Below are 16,493 nucleotides of genomic sequence, written 5' to 3'. Positions count from 1 at the left end.
GCTAAGACAGCGGTAAACCAAACCCATTAAAATAAGAAGGCGGCGAATATATGAATTTATCTACGATTGCAGCGCAGCTCTATACGTTACGGGACTATTGCAAAACGGAAGCTGATTTGGAGCAGACGCTGCGCAAGGTGAAGGAAATTGGGTATAAAGCCGTTCAGGTATCCGGCATCGGCCCGATTGCGCCGGAGAAGGTAAAGGAGCTAGCAGATGCTGCGGGCCTGCGCATTTGTGCTACGCATGTTGGCTTTGATGCCTTGGCGGACGACTTCGATAACACGGTTCAGAAGCATAAGCTATGGAACTGCAAATATGTTGGACTAGGCTCGATCCCGGAAGAGTATCGGACTAGCGCGGAGGGGTATGCCACCTTTGCCAAGAAGGCTTCTGAAATCGGGAAAAAGCTGAAGGAGCATGATTTGCAGTTCATCTATCATAATCACCAGTTCGAATACCAAAAGTATGACGGCAGAACGGGAATGGATATTTTGCGCGAAGAGAGCGATCCTTCCGCGTTCGGCTTCGAGCTGGATACGTATTGGGTGCATGTAGGCGGAGTCAATCCGGTAGAGGCGATCCATCAGGTGAAGGGCCGCATGGGCGTCGTTCATTTGAAGGACTTGGAGATTATTGACCATAAGCAGGTGTTTGCGGAAATCGGGCAAGGCAACTTGAATTTCAAAGCGATAATTGATGCATGCCGGGAAACGGGAGTCGAATGGTTCGTTGTCGAGCAGGATGTTTGCAGACGTGATCCGTTCGAGAGCTTGGCGATCAGCTTTCAAAATTTAAAGCAATATATATAATAGAGGCGGAAGCACTCCATCCGTGAAACAGCGAGCCAGATGCGGTCAAGCATCTGGCTTTTTTTTTATAAAAACCCATTGACAGCTCTAACAAAAAAATATATCTTTAATTTAAGATAATACAATTTGAGATTTAATTTTGGAGAGGGGCCTTCCTACCGATGCATGAAAAAAAGGTTACGTGGCTGGAGCTGTTTTATGATTTATTGTTTGTGGCGGCGATCTCAAAAGCTACCCATGTTTTATTGCATGTCGAGCACGGAATCATTTCGTTTGAGCATCTCTCTAAATTCGTGCTTATTTTCATTCCGATCTGGTGGGCTTGGGTCGGCCAGACGGTATACAACAATCGGTTTGGGCGCGACATTACGACGCATCGGATTTTTATGATTTTGCAGCTGTTTTTTGTTTTAATTATGACGGCTAGTCTAAACGTGGATTTTGACGCTTATTATGTGCCTTTTTTCGTAGGTTATATCGGCTCAAGAATATTGACTGCCATTCAATATGTAATCACGCAAAAGTCGGAGGTTGCTGACAAGCGGGGAACGGCTCGTTTTTTCGGAACCTACTTCTGGCTCGGCATCATCGTATCTTGTTTCTCTGTCTTTTTTGACTCATGGGTACGTTATGCCATCTTGTATGCAGGTATTGCCCTTGATATCCTCGTGCCGCTAATTGGGCGCAAGCAATTAGTCAAAACGCCTATACACACCGCGCATCTGTTGGAGCGATTTGCTCTTTTTACGTTGATTCTGCTAGGAGAATCCGTTGTAAGCATGCTTTCTGTGCTGCAAGCGGATGAATTAACGGGCTCTTCCATCCTTTTTGCCGCATTAGCGTTTGTATTGGTCATCGGGATATGGTGGCAGTACTTTGAGAATGTGGAGAAGCGAGTCGATAAAACGAGGCGGACAGCGGGGCAAACCATTATTTACGGGCATTTGTTTATCTATTTTTCGCTTAGCATGATTGCGGCTTCGATTCAGCTGCTCTTCCTTGACCAGTTAAACTACTTGTTTATGTTAGGCTTTACTTTTGGCTCGGTGCTGCTATATTTCTGGTCAGTCATGTTTGTCTTGTATCGGTATCGATTCAAGCATCTAAAACCAACGTTTAAAGCGATGCTTCTGTTAACGGGCTTGCTCGGCGCTATGTTCGTCTTGAATTTATTTATGGTCGCATCCCCTCATATTATTTTGGGTGAAATCATGATCTTCTTTATTCTTTTCGCCAAAACAACAGCTTAAGCTTGAGGTCCCAGCTAAGGGCCTTTATTCATCGCTATTTTTAGTAAGCCATGCGCTGCGGAAAGGTTTATAATTCTATTAAGGCACTTAATAGAGTCAAAGGAGATGTGAAGATGAAGGTTGGCGTTATTTGCGATGATTGCTGGCACCCAGGCAAAACGATAATGGAAGGCTTGGAGCCGCTAAGCAAACAAGGCATCGAGTTCGATTATATTCAGCATGCATCGGAGTGGTCCTCCAAGTGGATGGATCAGCAGGATGCTGTCATTCTTGCAAAAGCAAATCAAATCTCGTCATCCGATAAGACGCCATGGCTTACGGAGGAGATCCAGCAGCGGTTCCAGAGCTACGTTGAAGAGGGGAAAGGGCTTCTAGTTCTTCACGCAGGTACGGTGGGCTACCGCAATGAGCCTGTTTTCTACGGGCTTGTTGGCGGCGTGTTCCAGCATCATCCCGAGTCGGGTCCCGTTTCTTTTGCTTATACAGACAAGGTGTTATGGGGCAGCCCGGATACGGACGTATTTGCGGTTCATGACGAGCATTATCATATGGAGGTCATGGAGGGGCGCATCCAAATCTTTATGACTTCGAAGTCGGAGCATGGCACGCAGCCTGCCGGCTGGTTAAGGGAGCAAGGCACAGGGCGCGTATGCGTGCTTACGCCGGGACATTTTTTGCAGGTGTTCGAGCAGCCTGAATATCAGAAGATGATCGGGCAAGCTTTGCAGTGGTGTGCCGGAGGCGGGCAGCAGGACCGGATACAATCATTCTAATTCGAGGAGTGAATGAATGCATGTCGATTCAACCGATTAAATGGGGGATTTTTGGTCCAGGATGGATTTCTTCTAAGTTTGTCAAAGACTTGGCTTATGCGGAAGGCGCAGAGCTCGTCGCGGTGGGCGGAAGAAATAAAGAGAAGGCGCAGAGCTTCGCGAAGGAATATAACATTCCCCGGGCGTATGGCAGCGTGGATGAGCTTGCTCATGACCCCGATGTGGACATCGTTTATGTAGGAACCTTGCATCCGGTACATAAGGAGAATGTGCTTGCGCTCTTGCGCGGGGGCAAAGCGGTAATATGCGAGAAGCCCTTTACAATGAATGCGGCGGAAGCGAAGGAAATGATCGAGCTGGCAAGGGAAAAAGGCGTATTTCTCATGGAAGCGATGTGGACACGTTTCTTGCCGCCAATCCGTAAAGTAATGGAATGGCTTGCTGACGGTAAAATCGGCGAGGTGCGTCTTCTGAAAGCCGACTTTGGCTTTGATATCGGCTGGGCGCCGGAGAGCCGCCTGCTTGATCCTGCGCTTGGCGGGGGAGCTCTTCTGGATGCCGGCATTTATCCGGTTTCGTTTGCTTCCTTGATTTATGGGTCAGAGCCTACCAAAATTATGAGCACCGCAAGAATCGGCGAGACAGGCGTAGACGAGCAGTTTTCGCTGTTGTTCGAATATGAGGGCGGGGGCGCCGCAGCGCTAAACGGAGCGGTTCAGCTCGGCATGGTTAACGATGCTTATATTTATGGCACGAAAGGCTACATTCATGTGCCAAACTTTTTATTTGGCGAGTCGGCTACCCTTCATGCGAAAAATGCGGAGCCTGAATCTTTTGTGGATGACCGTATTGCCGAGGGCTACAAGTTCGAAGCGGAGGAAGCGATGAACGCGCTTCGCGAGGGCAGGCTGGAGAGCTCTGTCATTCCGCTCGAAGAGACGCTGGCGATTATGACCACTTTAGATACGATTAGGAAACAATGGGGCCTACGGTATCCGGCTGACGTATAAGACAAAGATGAGGAGCGGGATGCCTAGGCGTCCCGCTCCTCTTTCGTTATATTTATGCTTTAACCGCTTGCAGCCATGCGTTTGCGATAAGCGCGGCACCGGCATGCGACGGGTGAACGCCATCAGGCGCCCAATAAGCAGGGCCTGTCTGAGCAGCGGCTTGAGCGAATAAGCCATCTAGCGGAACGTACAGCGTTTTGAATTCGCCTGCCAGCTCGCGAACGGCTTGGATTTTCGGATCAAGATCCTCGCGCCACTGCTTCTGGCTCTCGTTCACAGGCAGCACAAACGGTTCAATTAGAATAAGGTTAGCGTTAAGCTGCTCTTTTGCCCGGCTAAGCAATCTGCGGTAAGTGGTATAATACTCCTCTGTACTTAGCGGATTGTTGCTGTCATAACGGCGCCATGTATCATTAATGCCAACATAGACCGATAGCCAAGTCGGCTTCAAATCAAGGCAATCCTCTTCCCATCTCCGCTCCAAATCAACGACACGGTCGCCCGAAATCCCTCTGTTCAGGAACGTTGCTTGCTTCTCAGGATATTTACTCGTAAACAAAGCTGTTGCAAGGTTTGCATAGCCAGAACCAAGGTTAGCGCCATCCGGCCGGTGGCGGCCCGCATCGGTAATACTGTCGCCTTGAAATAACACAACTGCGTTTTGTTCGATTAATGTCATCTTTAAACCTCCAATAATTTCTAATGATGGTCTTCATAAGATAAGGTTCATAAATATCCTGAAGCGTGATGTCTGCGAGAGCCATCACTTCGTCAGCAAATTCATAATACCTACCAAATAATGCCGCGGTCAATATGAAAGAATGGGAGTTTATCGGGTTTATGCCGGAATCCAATAAAATAGGAAACATTAGCTCAAGAAGTTTCTATTTTATTCTGATGCTTTTTCCTATTTAATAGAAGATAGAGGAATGTTCGGAAGGAGAGTTGGCAATGTTAAATCTGTATAAATATATCAGGAATATTCTGAAAATTAAAATAATAGACTATAATAGAAACAAGGGATTGCTAGAATAATTTAGCTTGTCTTTAGATTATTCTAATAAAAGCTTAATGTTCTTGATCTATAATCGAAATAAGGGAGTGATGGACATGACCTCTTCTTACTTCAATGAATGGCTGGATGAATATAATGATTATATGAGATTGTTCGTATTATTTGGTGACGAGTACTATAAGGCTCAGGCCGATGAAGCATTAAACGCTTTGAAGGCAATAGTTGCAAGAGCCGAGCGCCATAAAAGCATCGTTTGGAAAATCATGAGCAAGAAGGTCCATGCTTATTAAGGGGTGAGTCAGTCGATACGAGCAACGGATGAAATAGGATTCTAAGGGCAATAAAACTAATGCTGGTTTAGTTTTAATGCCGTTTAGAATCCTTTTTTTTGTTGCTCGTAATACGCATTGAATTTTTTTATATACATATAGAATAGTATGATAATCGGAATAGTATGAAAAAGGTTGTCGGGCGGATTCGCGCTATGCTACTATAGCTTCATTAAATAGCTGAAATATTGAGCCCGCTATGTCGAACTTGGCTAATGGAGCGATCGAAGGAGGAGACGCACGATGAAGTTCGCTTTGTTTAGTCTAGTGATGAATATTCCGAATGCAGTGACTGGGGAAGTGTTAACGCCTCAGCAAAAATTTCAAAATATATTGAAGCAGGCGATTTTGGCGGAGGAGCTTGGCTTTGAGGCTTATGGAATTGGGGAGAGGCATGGCGCTCCGTTTCTGTCCTCGTCGCCGCCGGTGCTATTGACGGCTATCGCAGCCCGAACGACGCGCATTCGGCTGCTGACAACCGTAACGGTTCTGAGCGTGCTTGATCCCGTTCGGGTGGCAGAGGACTATGCAACGCTGGACCATTTGTCCGAAGGTCGGCTGGAGCTAATTATCGGCAAAGGAAACGACCCGCGCCACTATCCGCTCTTCGGCATAACCGAGGAGGAGCAGTGGGAGTCGTTAGCTGAGCGGTATGCGCTGCTAAAAAGGCTGTGGAACGAGGAGGACGTGACGTGGGAAGGAAGGTACCGCCCGGCGCTGGATAGCGTGACCACGCAGCCTAGACCGTTCCAAGCTTCGATTCCGATCTGGCATGGGAGCGCATCAAGCACGCTTTCGACAGAGCTGGCTGCGAAGTACGGCGAACCGATCTTCTCCTCCAACAGCTTCCACCCGCAGGCGAAGTACAAGGAGCTCATCGATCATTACCGTGAGCGGCTTGCCTATTACGGGCATGATCCGAAGCAAGCTGTTGTTGGCTCGGGAGCAGGCAGCTTATATTTAGCGAATACGTCGGAAGAAGCGATTAAGCGCTATCGCCCTTATTATGACGCTTTTCAAGCTACAAGCGCAGCGCAGCATAACAAATCGCCTTTTAAGGACCTTGAAGATACCATTAAGAATGGTCCCTCGCTCGTCGGCAGCGTTGATCAAGTCATCGAAAAAATATTGAATTACCATCAGGCCTTCGGCAACCAAGTGCTGAGCATTAGCGTCGACGGCTTGACCGAGGCGGAGCAGCGCGAGCAGGTTGAGCGTTTTGCCGAGGAAGTAGCGCCTGTGCTGCGCCGGGAAATTCCAAATGCGGTATGGGATCGCGGTACGGTTACCGTGTGATTGCTGTCATAAATCTATTATAAAATGAAACCGAAAGAGCAGCGGGAAGTGGCCCGTGCGATTTCGGTTTTTTTGTTCTGCCCAACCGTATAAAATGGTAAGGTGGGATCGCCCGCTTAAATATATCGCTAAGGAGTACCTAATGATGGAGGGAAAAGCACAAAACATAAGCTTCCAACAATTTGAAATAACGAAGCGGCATCGCATGGAACGGAATAAGCATCGAAGCTTCGTATTATGGGTTACAGGCTTATCCGCCTCGGGGAAGTCTTCAATCGCGAATGAAGTGGAGAAGCAGCTGTACGCCCGCCATATTCGTACGGCCATTCTGGACGGCGACAATTTGCGCTATGGTTTAAATAATGATCTAGGCTTCAGCATGGAGGATCGAAGCGAGAACGTCAGGCGCACCTCCCAAGCCGCAAAGCTGCTAGTTGATGCCGGTTTGATCGCCATTGTTTCGTTAGTTTCGCCGCTAAGGAGCGACCGCGAGAAGGCAAGGGCTATTTTCGAACAAGATGAGTTCGTGGAGGTGTTCGTCGATTGTCCCTTGAAGATATGTGAGGAAAGAGATCCGAAGGGCTTATATAAAAAAGTGAGAGAAGGCAAAATACCTGAATTCACCGGTATTACCTCGCCGTATGAGCATCCGGAAAACCCTGAGATCAGGGTAATCTCCGACAAACAATCGATTATTGAATCAGCGAGGCAAATCATTGCTTATTTGGATGAGCATCATCATTTCTGATGGGAAGAGTAGACACCCATATGCGCTGTGGGCTGGATTGGATATGATCATTAAGATTTTATAAGCGAAATTAATGGTATAATGAATAAGAAGATAACGAGGATCAAGGTTCGGAAAGATGCTGTGGCTGCATTTTATGAAATTTAACTCGGCATAGAAGATATGATGGAGTGATGTTATGAGTAGCGCAAAGGGCAAGGGCGGAACCGGCAGAGGCACGGACAAGAAGGGCTGGAATCGCTGGCAGGCAGGGGAAAAAAAGAAACTAGCCAAAAAGGTGTTCGGCAGAAACAAAGGCGCTAAAGGTGCCGAGGGCGAGAAAGATGCAACAGGCGCAAGCGGCACAGCCAATGCGAAAAGCGCTAATATGCCTAAGGGCAGCACCGCTTTTAAAGGCGGAAGCGCTGCGGCTAGAGGCAAAAATACGGTTAAATAGGATAATGAAAAAGGAAGTGCAGCTCTAATCGAGAGCTGCACTTCCTTTTTTTTATTGATGATTCAAGTTTCGCTTGGCAGCGTTATGCTTGTTGATGAGGGTTGACGGGTGCCAGTGGATAATGCGCACGAGCTGTTCCTGCATATACTCCGGCGAATATTTAAACCCGCCTTCGATCCAGTGGAATACGAGGCCGAGCAAGGCATGGATCGAATAGATGACGTGAAATTCACGGTTGAGTGTCGTGTCAGCATTGTCCAGGTCCTCGATCAGTATCTGCTTCAAGGCGAGAAACATTTTTTCCCTTATATCCGGTAATACTTCCGAGCTTAAAAGCACAGTATATATAGAAGCGTTTTGAAAAATATGCTCAAATATCATGACAGCGTTAGCCGACAGCTCATCAATCCGAAATAACTCGGTGTTCTCATAAGGAGCGCGAAACGATTTTATAAGCTCCGAAATCAACTGATTTAAAATATCGTCGAGCAGACCTTCTTTATTTTCGTAATGGGAATAAAAAGTTCCTCGATTATAATTGGCATGCTCAACGATTTCGGTAATGGATATCGACGAGAAGGGCTTTTGGGACATAAGCGCCAGTAAAGCTTGCTTTAATGCTTCCTTGCTGCGTATGATTCGCCGATCTGTTTTGGGATTATCTATTGGCATCGTAATCATTCCTCTGTTTATATTCAACAATAGGCTTGAAACTGTACGTTATCGTACAAACGCGAGGTTTTTACTGATTGTTCGGGTTGCAATAAATCATTATACTTTAAATCGCACACGTTGTGTAACATACGAGTGTTCAGTAAATATAATTTCTATGGGTAATATACGAACCAACACTACAGGAGGAATGAATATGAAACTCTCTGGAAAAGTAGCAATAGTTACAGGCGGGGCATCGGGGATGGGCAAGGCCATTGCTGAGCTATACGCGGCTGAAGGCGCCAAGGTTGTCGTATCCGATATTAACGCAGATGCTGCAAATGCGGTAGTTGCCGAGATCGAGTCAAAGGGCGGCTCTGCAATAGTTGTCGTGGCTAACGTTGCGAAAGAAGAAGACGTGGTTCAACTTATTGGTACAGCCGTAGCGACTTACGGAACTTTGGATATACTGGTAAACAATGCGGGCATTATGGATAACTTTGTGCCTGCGGGAGAATTGACTGACGAGCTTTGGGATCGCGTATTTGCGATTAATACGACTGGCCCAATGCGAACTACACGGAAAGCACTTCCTATTTTCACGGAGAAGAAGAGCGGCGTTATCGTAAACATTGCCTCCGCAGGAGGTTTATACGGCTCCCGAGCAGGAGCGGCTTATACGGCTTCCAAGCATGCGGTTGTAGGCTTCACGAAAAACGTAGGGTTCCAATATGCCAATCTGGGCATTCGCTGCAACGCGATTGCGCCAGGCGGAGTAGCTACAAATATCGGCACCTCGATCAGCACGCCGAATGAATTCGGCATGTCGCGGGCGATGGCAGGCATAGGTTTAAATCCGCGCACGGGTGAGCCGTCAGACATCGCAAAAGTAGCTCTATTCTTGGCTTCGGATGACTCCAGCTTTGTAAACGGTACGGTTATTACCGCGGACGCAGGTTGGACAGCCTATTAATCTTTGCCGCAGGGCAACGGCATATGTAATATTCTTTAGAAGCCGCATGATTGCGGCTTCTTTTTGCTTTTTATAAACCGCTGCGATTGTCGGAATATTGATTGTCCTGTCGAGCGTTAAGTTCTATAATAGGAGTAGAAGGTTGGATAAATATGTGAAAAGATGATAGGGCGCTAGAGCGTAGCAGGGAAAATAGCATTACCTGATGAAGCATCGCATATCCCATTCTATTTATACTAAGCGAGGAGACATCATGTTATGAATGAGTACCAATCCGTTCTGCTTTTGCTATTATTCATGCTGCCTGTCATTTTCATGATTGATACGTCATTGGTCATTATAAGACGAACCCCCCGCCATATCGAAAATCGACTCGCTGCCATCACGACAAGCTTGCTCGCGCTCCTCATTTTCTTTCAATACATTCAGCAGCTGTTACCCGCCGATAGGACGCTGGCGATAGCCGTATATTTGGTCTATCCGGTCGGCATCGCTTCTTCTAGCACAAGCGTATTATTTCATATTCGAGCGGCGAATAAATATCTTCGTTTTCCACGCTTAAGCAGCACAGGCGTCGCATTTGCCCCGCTTATCCTTTATTATCTAATGCTATTAATAAAAGGGGAACCTTTCTTATTTACGGGAATCCGAACGGAAGCATTTTGGAAGCAGGCGCTGTTTGCTCCAGCTATGCATATCATTTTGGGCATGATCTTTTTATTTTCATTATTTAATTTGGCGGTCAGCCTAAAAGCCAAAGCTAAAGCAATCAATAGTGCCGAGCGCAAACGATACAGGGTGCTTATTAAGGCGAACCTGTTTTACCTGGTGGCGGCGATTATCGCAACGCTGCTCTTTTTTGGGCTCTCTCCGTACCTCTTTATACCGGATACGATTCTTTTTTTATCCATGATCACCTGGAGCATCTCGCTTCGCGTATTTATGAAATATGATTTTGTGCCTTCAGCCGAAAAAAAGTACGAGCTGCTCTATCATTTATCTCCAACGGCTATCGTTATGCTGGACCATAAAATGACGATGAAGGAGGCGAATCCCGGGGCGCTTCGACTGCTGGGCTTCACTAACGAGAATGAGCTCAAGGGCCTGTCCCTATCGAGCTTTATTGTAGAGCCTGAATGGACGGGCGTGGAGGAAGCGCATGCGGCGCCTACCCCATGTGAGGCTTGGCGAAATCGCGAGCTCACCATCGTGGATCGGCTGGGACAGAAGAGGTCCATCCTGGTAGACACCGAGTGGATGTCTGAATATGAGGACGGATTTATCCTCGCCGTTATTCGCGACATCACGCAGCAGAAGGAGGAGGCGCGTCTTGTTCATTTTTTGGCACATCACGATGCGCTCACTAAGCTGCCCAACCGCTACCATTTCAATAGAGAGCTCGAAGCCTCTCTTGAATCAGTAAAATCGTCAAAGGCGCTGCTTGGCGTTATGCTTATCGATCTGGACCGCTTCAAGCTCATTAACGATACGCTTGGGCATCAATACGGGGACGAAGCGCTCAACGAAATTGCCAGGCGGCTGCTGAACAATGTGAGTGATCAGCATCTGCTTGCCCGGCTTGGCGGCGATGAGTTTATTATTTTGATTAGGGATGCTAAGGAGTATGACGAAATCGTATCGTTTGCCGAAAATATCCATCAAGCGTTTCAGCTTCCGATTACGCTGCAAGGACAGGATTTTTACTTAGGCGGCAGCATTGGCATCAGTGTCCATCCGTTTGATGATAACAGCTCGGATGGATTGATCAAGCGGGCTGATATTGCGATGTACAATGCGAAGAACAGCGGCGGAAATCAGTACCGGCTGTATACGAGTGATATGATTGTGCTCGTCCAGCGTGATGTCAGGCTGGAGAAGCATCTTCGCAAAGCGCCTGCGCGCAACGAATTTGTGCTTCATTATCAGCCGCAGGTTGATTTGATGAGCGGGCGGTTAATCGGGGCAGAGGCGCTTATTCGCTGGCAGTCGAGGGAGCTTGGGATGGTTCATCCGGGGGAATTTATTACGCTTGCGGAGCAGACCGGCTTAATCAATGAAATCGGACAGTGGGTCATCGCCGAGGCGTGCCAGCAGGGCAGGCTTTGGCAGGAGCAGGGCTGGGTCGATTTTATGCTGTCGGTCAATGTCTCATCGAGACAATTCATGCAGCCGGATTTCGTGAACAAGGTGCAGGAGATTTTGCGTTCCAGCAGCTTGGAGCCGGCCCGGCTGTGCTTGGAAATAACGGAGAGCATGGTGGTCAACAATTTGAATGTGGCTCGGAAAATGCTCGATGAGCTTGTCGCGCTAGGCATTCATATCGCGATTGACGACTTCGGTACAGGTTATTCCTCTTTAAGCGTACTGAGGCAGCTGCCTATCGCAATTATAAAAATTGACCGCTCCTTTATTACCGATATGGACGCCTATCAAGGCGGACTATCCATTGTGAAAACCATCGTGTCCATGGGGCATGACCTGCAAAAGCAGGTCGTAGCCGAGGGCGTAGAGACGTTAGACCAATTAAAGCAGTTAAAGCAGCTTGGCTGCGACAAGGCGCAAGGCTACTACTACCACAAGCCGCTTCCGCTCGTTGAATTTAATAAGCTGCTGGCAGACAAATGCTTTGCTTAACGCACAGGAATAAGGAAGAGGCCGTCAGCTCAAAGCTGGCTGCCCCGATACTCCTTGGGTGAAACGCCGGTGTACTTTTTGAATTGTTTATAGAAATAGCCAGGCTCCAAATAGCCGATATTTTTGGAAATATCGCTTGTTTTCATGGCGGTTGTTTTAAGCAGCTTCTGCGCTCTGCTGATCCGGTACGTATTCACGTAGTCGGAGAAGCTCTCGCCTGTTTCTTTCTGGAACAGCTGCCCCAGATAAAACGGATGAATGTTTAGCGTCTGGCTGAGCGTCTTAAGCGACAGCTCCTCCGAATAACGTGTCTGGATCTGGTGTATGACCTGCTTGACGACTGGGCTGAAGTCGTCGACCTCGACCGATAAATAATCCATCGCGGAGCCGGCTATAAACTTGACGTGCTCAGTCAGCTGCGAGATGGTCTGCGCTTTAAATAAAGCGGCAAACAGCTGTTTATAGTCACTCGTCGCGAGCTCATGATTGAGCTTGTTTTCCTTCACTGTCTGTTTCGTAAGCAGTATGAGTTCAATGGCGCAGTTATGTATATGGGCAGGCGAGAGCGACTCCTGCGCTTGCAGCATCGTAAATTGCTCGTCGATAAAAGCATTCAGCGCCGCCTTGTTCTGACCAAGCAGAAGCCGCTCATATTCAAGCGTGTTCACGTCGACCGATTTAGTCGAAAGGCGGTTTGCCGCAGCCAATTTTTCATAACGAATAATCTCATCCTCCGAATTGGTCAGAAAATACTCTTGAAGCCGCTTCGAATGGTCATAGCTTTGGGACACGCCCGAATAATCACACTCCACGCTGCCAAGCGTGATAAGCACCTGTATCCCAAGCCGCTGCTTCAGCTCTTTCCGAATGGCCGAAAGCAAGGAAAGCGCCGTCTCTTGAACCTGCTCGGAGCTGACTCCTGTACAAATAATAACGATATCGCCGTCCCGGTCGCTGAAGCAAATCGCATTGCCCGCACAGTCCGATTGTTTCCTGCTTATGCTGTAAACCTCGTTATCCCAGTGTCCTGGCAGCCAGAAGTCCCCGCCTGAATAATTAGGCAAGTCCTGCACCGTCTTAATGGACGCTGCCGCATAGCAGCAGTTTTCCGTCGGGATGCCGAGCAGCTGCAGCCTATTTTTAAGCTCCGTTTGATCGATCTTCCCGCTCACCCAGCGGTTAACGACATTGTCGCGCAAAATATCAAGCTGATAGGAGCTCGTTAACGCGGACCCCGCAGCCACATGTATTTTGGCTACCGTGTTCTCGATCGTCTCCCTTAACTCGCAGATATTGATGGGCTTCAGCAAATAATTTTCAATGCCAAGCCGCATGCCTTCCCTAATATAATCAAACTCATGGTAGCCGCTAAGCACGATAAACTTCATATTCGGATGAATGGGCTTGAGCTGTTTGATTAATTCAAGGCCGTTCATATGAGGCATCATAATATCGGTGACGAGAATATCGGCAGCCGATTTTTGAAGCGCCTCCAGCGCCTCCAGACCGTTCGAGGCTTGGCCGGCTAACGTAAGGCCATATTCCTCCCAATCGATAATGGAAGCTAATCCTTCCAAAATAAATGGTTCATCGTCCACTATAAACACCTTACGCAAATTGTTGTCCCCCTTGACCTGCCGGTATTTTTACGGTGATGTCGGTGCCTTTCCCAGCCTCGCTGTTCATTTGCAGCCCGTAGCTGCTGCCAAAGCATATCTTTAACCGTTCATTTACGTTAATAAGTCCGATGGAATTGGAAGCTTGCGGCGGATGCTGCTCCAGGCTGCTCCGCAGCTGCATCAGCCGCAAAGGCTCAATGCCGTTGCCGTTGTCACTGATGACCAGTTGCAAATCGCGGCCATCCCATTCGGCGGAAATGGTTAGGTGATTGTCGCTTTGCGACATATTCAACCCATGTATGATGTAGTTTTCGATGATCGGCTGAATCGAGAGCTTTAGAATCGGAATGCTCATCCATTCGGGCTCGATATTAATTTCATAGGTGAATTTCTGCAATAGCCGAATGCGGAACAAATCGAGATACAAGCGGCAATATTCGATTTCATCCGATAGTTTGACGATCGTCTCGCTCTTGACGGAGTACCTGAACAAGGTTGCCAAAATATAGATCATCTCGCCGACGTCATCCGCTTTTTTGGACAATGCCCGCATCCGGATCGCCTCAAGCGTGTTGTATAGAAAATGGGGCTTGATTTGCGCTTGAAAGGCGACGAGCTCAGCGTGCTTCTCGCGAATCTCCGATTTGTATACCCGATCGATATATTGCGTCAAATCCTCGCACATTTGATTGAAGCGGCTTGATATTTGAAATAATTCGTCCTCTTTCTCCCGCGGAATTCGGACGCTCAAGTCGCCGTCCTGTACTTTCTTCATCGCTTGCACGATGACCTTTGTCCTGCGGGAGAAATTGACGATCGTGAAATAGGTGAGGGTAATGGCCGCTACAATACAAATTACCGTCACTAAAATAAGCGTGTTTTTGAGTCCCTTCATGTTGCCGTTAATCGCTGATTTGGGGATTACGCCTACGATCCAATAACCAAACTTATTCGTCGTTTGCATGTTAATATACGATTCCTCCTCAAACCGCTGAATCGAAGAGGGGTTATTCAGTAAGGAGGTATAAGGATACGGCTTTCCGTAATAGCGGTTAGACGAATCATAAATAACGTCCCCGGCCGGCGTCAGCACGACGATATACCCTTTCATTTCATCGGTTTTGTTTTGAAAGGTTCTGTAAATCGCCGTGGAGTCGTAATCGATGATCAAGTTGCCGATGCTCTCTTGCGTCGTCATATTATTAATGTTGCTAACGGTCGTATAGCTTTTGCCGGTAGCGATGTATTTGCCTATCACGGCTTGCAGATCGCCATCCACGTAATAATAGTTTTGCGTATCCTTCGTCAGCGTGAAAAGAAATTTTTTGTCCTTGCTGTACAGCGCGACCGTACGTATGTCCGGGTTATTGGCGAGCAGCAGGCGCAGGAAAGAGTTGATGTCGGGCGTCCGGACGCCGGTTGCGCTGTATTGCAGCAGCCGCTTGTTCAAATAATCAGAGAAATTGTTTTGCAAGAAAGAGAGGACATCGCTCAGCAAGGCCGAGGAAGCCGAAGGCCCATCCCGGTAGATTTGTTGAATAATTTGCTGCGAGGTCGCATGCTTGATATCCAAATGGCTGCCTACGCCCGCCAATATTTGCTTGTTCAAATCCAATTCCTTTTGCACCTGCGAATTATTTAAATAGGTATAGACAAAGGCAGAGAGCGTCGCTAGCGATACGATCGTTATGATGGCATACATCGTTAATATTTTGTTGAACAGCTTTTGCTTGTAATGCTTTCTATAGAAATCAATGACTCTCTTCATGAAATAGAGCACCCCCTGCCGGTGTCATTAACGTTATTAAGTATACGCTTTCAATTTGAAATTGCACGGCTTTTCTCTAAAAACTAGAGTATCACAATTTCCTAAAAATAGGGGAGCCTCCGAATTTGTTTCTTTGTTTTATCCACTTTTTTATTGATTTGTTCACTTTGGCAAACGCTTTCATTATGCTAAATTTAGGTCAACAAAGACAAGGATTTGGGAGGGACAACATGACGAGTCTAATGCGCGAGCTTCGAATGGTAGGCCGAAATAAAGCTTTATTGCTGATGGTGCTTCCTGGTGCCATCTGGTTTTTTCTTTTTTGCTATCTTCCGATGCCGGGGGCTATCATCGCTTTCAAAAATTATAAATTTAGCAGGGACGGCTTTCTTGCAAGCCTTCTCAACAGCGAATGGTCAGGCTTTAAAAACTTCGAGTTTCTGTTCACGACGCAGGATGCCTTTATCATTTTTCGCAACACCATTCTCTATAACGCCGTATTTATCGTGCTCGGAACGGCCTTGTCCGTATTTGTGGCAATCGTCATTCACGAGATTACGAATAAGAAGATGGCGAAAATTTATCAGACCGGCATGTTTTTGCCGCATTTTCTATCTTGGGTAATCGTGAGCTATTTTGTCTACAGCTTTCTAAGCGTTGACAGAGGCGCACTGAACCAAATGCTTGATTTCCTAGGAATGAAGCCGATTTATTGGTATTCGGAGAAGGCGTACTGGCCTTATATTCTGGTGTTCGTGAATTTGTGGAAGGGCGTTGGTTTTGGAAGCGTCATCTACCTGGCGGCGATTGTTGGCATCGACAAATCCTATTTCGAAGCGGCGATGATCGACGGGGCGAGCAAGTGGCAGCAGATTAGGAAAATAACGATACCTATGATTACGCCAATTATCGTTATTCTATTTATTCTCGCAATCGGCGGCATATTCAGAGCGGATTTCGGCTTGTTTTACCAGGTGCCTCGGGATACCGGCGCGTTATATCCTGTAACGAACGTGATTGATACGTTTGTCTACCGGGGGCTGAAGGTAACGGGGAACATCGGAATGAGTACCGCAGCAGGCTTGTATCAAGCTGTAGTAGGCTTCGTGCTTGTTATCGTAACGAATATGATCGTTAGAAAAATAAACAAAGAGCAAGCTTTGTTTTAAAGGAAAG

Annotated in this window: 15 protein-coding genes; 11 read left to right on the top strand and 4 right to left on the bottom strand. The window is 47.3% G+C overall.

The window, feature by feature from the left end:
- Nucleotides 1-50: 50 nt before the first annotated feature.
- From A7975_RS32115 to A7975_RS32100, 4 genes are all read left to right on the top strand, one after another.
- Nucleotides 51-812: a sugar phosphate isomerase/epimerase family protein gene (locus A7975_RS32115; protein ID WP_065387857.1), complete on the top strand. Its 762-nt coding sequence runs from the start codon at nt 51-53 to the stop codon at nt 810-812.
- Between the two features lie 161 nt (nt 813-973).
- Nucleotides 974-2,062: a low temperature requirement protein A gene (locus A7975_RS32110; RefSeq protein WP_065387856.1), complete on the top strand. Its 1,089-nt coding sequence runs from the start codon at nt 974-976 to the stop codon at nt 2,060-2,062.
- A gap of 113 nt (nt 2,063-2,175) precedes the next feature.
- Nucleotides 2,176-2,835, top strand: a complete 660-nt coding sequence (locus tag A7975_RS32105; protein WP_053374029.1) for a ThuA domain-containing protein — start codon at nt 2,176-2,178, stop codon at nt 2,833-2,835.
- Between the two features lie 20 nt (nt 2,836-2,855).
- The gene (locus A7975_RS32100; RefSeq protein ID WP_053374030.1) at nt 2,856-3,845 is read left to right on the top strand and encodes a Gfo/Idh/MocA family protein; all 990 of its coding nucleotides are present in this window, start codon (nt 2,856-2,858) and stop codon (nt 3,843-3,845) included.
- 52 nt (nt 3,846-3,897) lie between these two features.
- Here A7975_RS32100 and A7975_RS32095 read toward each other — a convergent pair whose 3' ends face one another.
- The gene (locus A7975_RS32095; RefSeq protein WP_053374031.1) at nt 3,898-4,524 is read right to left on the bottom strand and encodes an SGNH/GDSL hydrolase family protein; all 627 of its coding nucleotides are present in this window, start codon (nt 4,522-4,524) and stop codon (nt 3,898-3,900) included.
- A 431-nt stretch (nt 4,525-4,955) separates the two neighbouring features.
- On the opposite strand from A7975_RS32095, the gene A7975_RS32090 reads away from it, so the two are divergent.
- From A7975_RS32090 to A7975_RS35730, 4 genes are all read left to right on the top strand, one after another.
- Entirely contained in the window at nt 4,956-5,150 is a 195-nt protein-coding gene (locus A7975_RS32090; protein ID WP_065387855.1) for a hypothetical protein, read from the top strand.
- A 282-nt stretch (nt 5,151-5,432) separates the two neighbouring features.
- Entirely contained in the window at nt 5,433-6,485 is a 1,053-nt protein-coding gene (locus A7975_RS32085; protein WP_053374033.1) for an LLM class flavin-dependent oxidoreductase, read from the top strand.
- 145 nt (nt 6,486-6,630) lie between these two features.
- A complete protein-coding gene (gene cysC / locus A7975_RS32080; protein WP_065387854.1) occupies nt 6,631-7,233 on the top strand; it encodes an adenylyl-sulfate kinase in 603 nt (200 codons plus the stop codon).
- Between the two features lie 178 nt (nt 7,234-7,411).
- Nucleotides 7,412-7,669, top strand: a complete 258-nt coding sequence (locus A7975_RS35730) for a DUF3934 family protein (protein ID WP_053374035.1) — start codon at nt 7,412-7,414, stop codon at nt 7,667-7,669.
- Between the two features lie 51 nt (nt 7,670-7,720).
- On the opposite strand, the gene A7975_RS32070 is transcribed toward A7975_RS35730, so the two are convergent.
- Nucleotides 7,721-8,341, bottom strand: a complete 621-nt coding sequence (locus A7975_RS32070) for a TetR/AcrR family transcriptional regulator (RefSeq protein WP_065387853.1) — start codon at nt 8,339-8,341, stop codon at nt 7,721-7,723.
- A 196-nt stretch (nt 8,342-8,537) separates the two neighbouring features.
- Here A7975_RS32070 and A7975_RS32065 point away from each other — a divergent pair, with 196 nt between their 5' ends.
- Both A7975_RS32065 and A7975_RS32060 read left to right on the top strand, forming a co-directional pair.
- Entirely contained in the window at nt 8,538-9,296 is a 759-nt protein-coding gene (locus A7975_RS32065; protein ID WP_065387852.1) for an SDR family oxidoreductase, read from the top strand.
- A gap of 258 nt (nt 9,297-9,554) precedes the next feature.
- Nucleotides 9,555-11,930, top strand: a complete 2,376-nt coding sequence (locus A7975_RS32060) for a sensor domain-containing protein (protein WP_065387851.1) — start codon at nt 9,555-9,557, stop codon at nt 11,928-11,930.
- 29 nt (nt 11,931-11,959) lie between these two features.
- Here the strand turns inward: A7975_RS32060 and A7975_RS32055 are convergent, their stop codons facing one another.
- Both A7975_RS32055 and A7975_RS32050 read right to left on the bottom strand, forming a co-directional pair.
- A complete protein-coding gene (locus A7975_RS32055) occupies nt 11,960-13,537 on the bottom strand; it encodes a response regulator transcription factor (protein ID WP_255314642.1) in 1,578 nt (525 codons plus the stop codon).
- A gap of 1 nt (nt 13,538) precedes the next feature.
- On the bottom strand, nt 13,539-15,317 hold the full coding sequence (locus tag A7975_RS32050) for a sensor histidine kinase (RefSeq protein ID WP_065387849.1): 1,779 nt from the start codon (nt 15,315-15,317) through the stop codon (nt 13,539-13,541).
- Between the two features lie 230 nt (nt 15,318-15,547).
- Here A7975_RS32050 and A7975_RS32045 point away from each other — a divergent pair, with 230 nt between their 5' ends.
- A complete protein-coding gene (locus A7975_RS32045; RefSeq protein ID WP_065387848.1) occupies nt 15,548-16,486 on the top strand; it encodes an ABC transporter permease in 939 nt (312 codons plus the stop codon).
- Nucleotides 16,487-16,493 lie beyond the last annotated feature (7 nt).

Source organism: Bacillus sp. FJAT-26390, assembly GCF_001682865.1.
Classification (GTDB): domain Bacteria; phylum Bacillota; class Bacilli; order Paenibacillales; family Paenibacillaceae; genus Pristimantibacillus.
Note: the sequence above shows the minus strand (reverse complement) of the source record. Positions and strands in the feature narration are given on the sequence as shown.

Coding starts and splice junctions, on each gene's coding strand:
- A7975_RS32115 (WP_065387857.1), top strand. CDS start 51: ATGAATTTATCTACGATTGCAGCGCAGCTCTATACGTTACGGGACTAT.
- A7975_RS32110 (WP_065387856.1), top strand. CDS start 974: ATGCATGAAAAAAAGGTTACGTGGCTGGAGCTGTTTTATGATTTATTG.
- A7975_RS32105 (WP_053374029.1), top strand. CDS start 2,176: ATGAAGGTTGGCGTTATTTGCGATGATTGCTGGCACCCAGGCAAAACG.
- A7975_RS32100 (WP_053374030.1), top strand. CDS start 2,856: ATGTCGATTCAACCGATTAAATGGGGGATTTTTGGTCCAGGATGGATT.
- A7975_RS32095 (WP_053374031.1), bottom strand. CDS start 4,524: ATGACATTAATCGAACAAAACGCAGTTGTGTTATTTCAAGGCGACAGT.
- A7975_RS32090 (WP_065387855.1), top strand. CDS start 4,956: ATGACCTCTTCTTACTTCAATGAATGGCTGGATGAATATAATGATTAT.
- A7975_RS32085 (WP_053374033.1), top strand. CDS start 5,433: ATGAAGTTCGCTTTGTTTAGTCTAGTGATGAATATTCCGAATGCAGTG.
- cysC (WP_065387854.1), top strand. CDS start 6,631: ATGGAGGGAAAAGCACAAAACATAAGCTTCCAACAATTTGAAATAACG.
- A7975_RS35730 (WP_053374035.1), top strand. CDS start 7,412: ATGAGTAGCGCAAAGGGCAAGGGCGGAACCGGCAGAGGCACGGACAAG.
- A7975_RS32070 (WP_065387853.1), bottom strand. CDS start 8,341: ATGCCAATAGATAATCCCAAAACAGATCGGCGAATCATACGCAGCAAG.
- A7975_RS32065 (WP_065387852.1), top strand. CDS start 8,538: ATGAAACTCTCTGGAAAAGTAGCAATAGTTACAGGCGGGGCATCGGGG.
- A7975_RS32060 (WP_065387851.1), top strand. CDS start 9,555: ATGAATGAGTACCAATCCGTTCTGCTTTTGCTATTATTCATGCTGCCT.
- A7975_RS32050 (WP_065387849.1), bottom strand. CDS start 15,317: ATGAAGAGAGTCATTGATTTCTATAGAAAGCATTACAAGCAAAAGCTG.
- A7975_RS32045 (WP_065387848.1), top strand. CDS start 15,548: ATGACGAGTCTAATGCGCGAGCTTCGAATGGTAGGCCGAAATAAAGCT.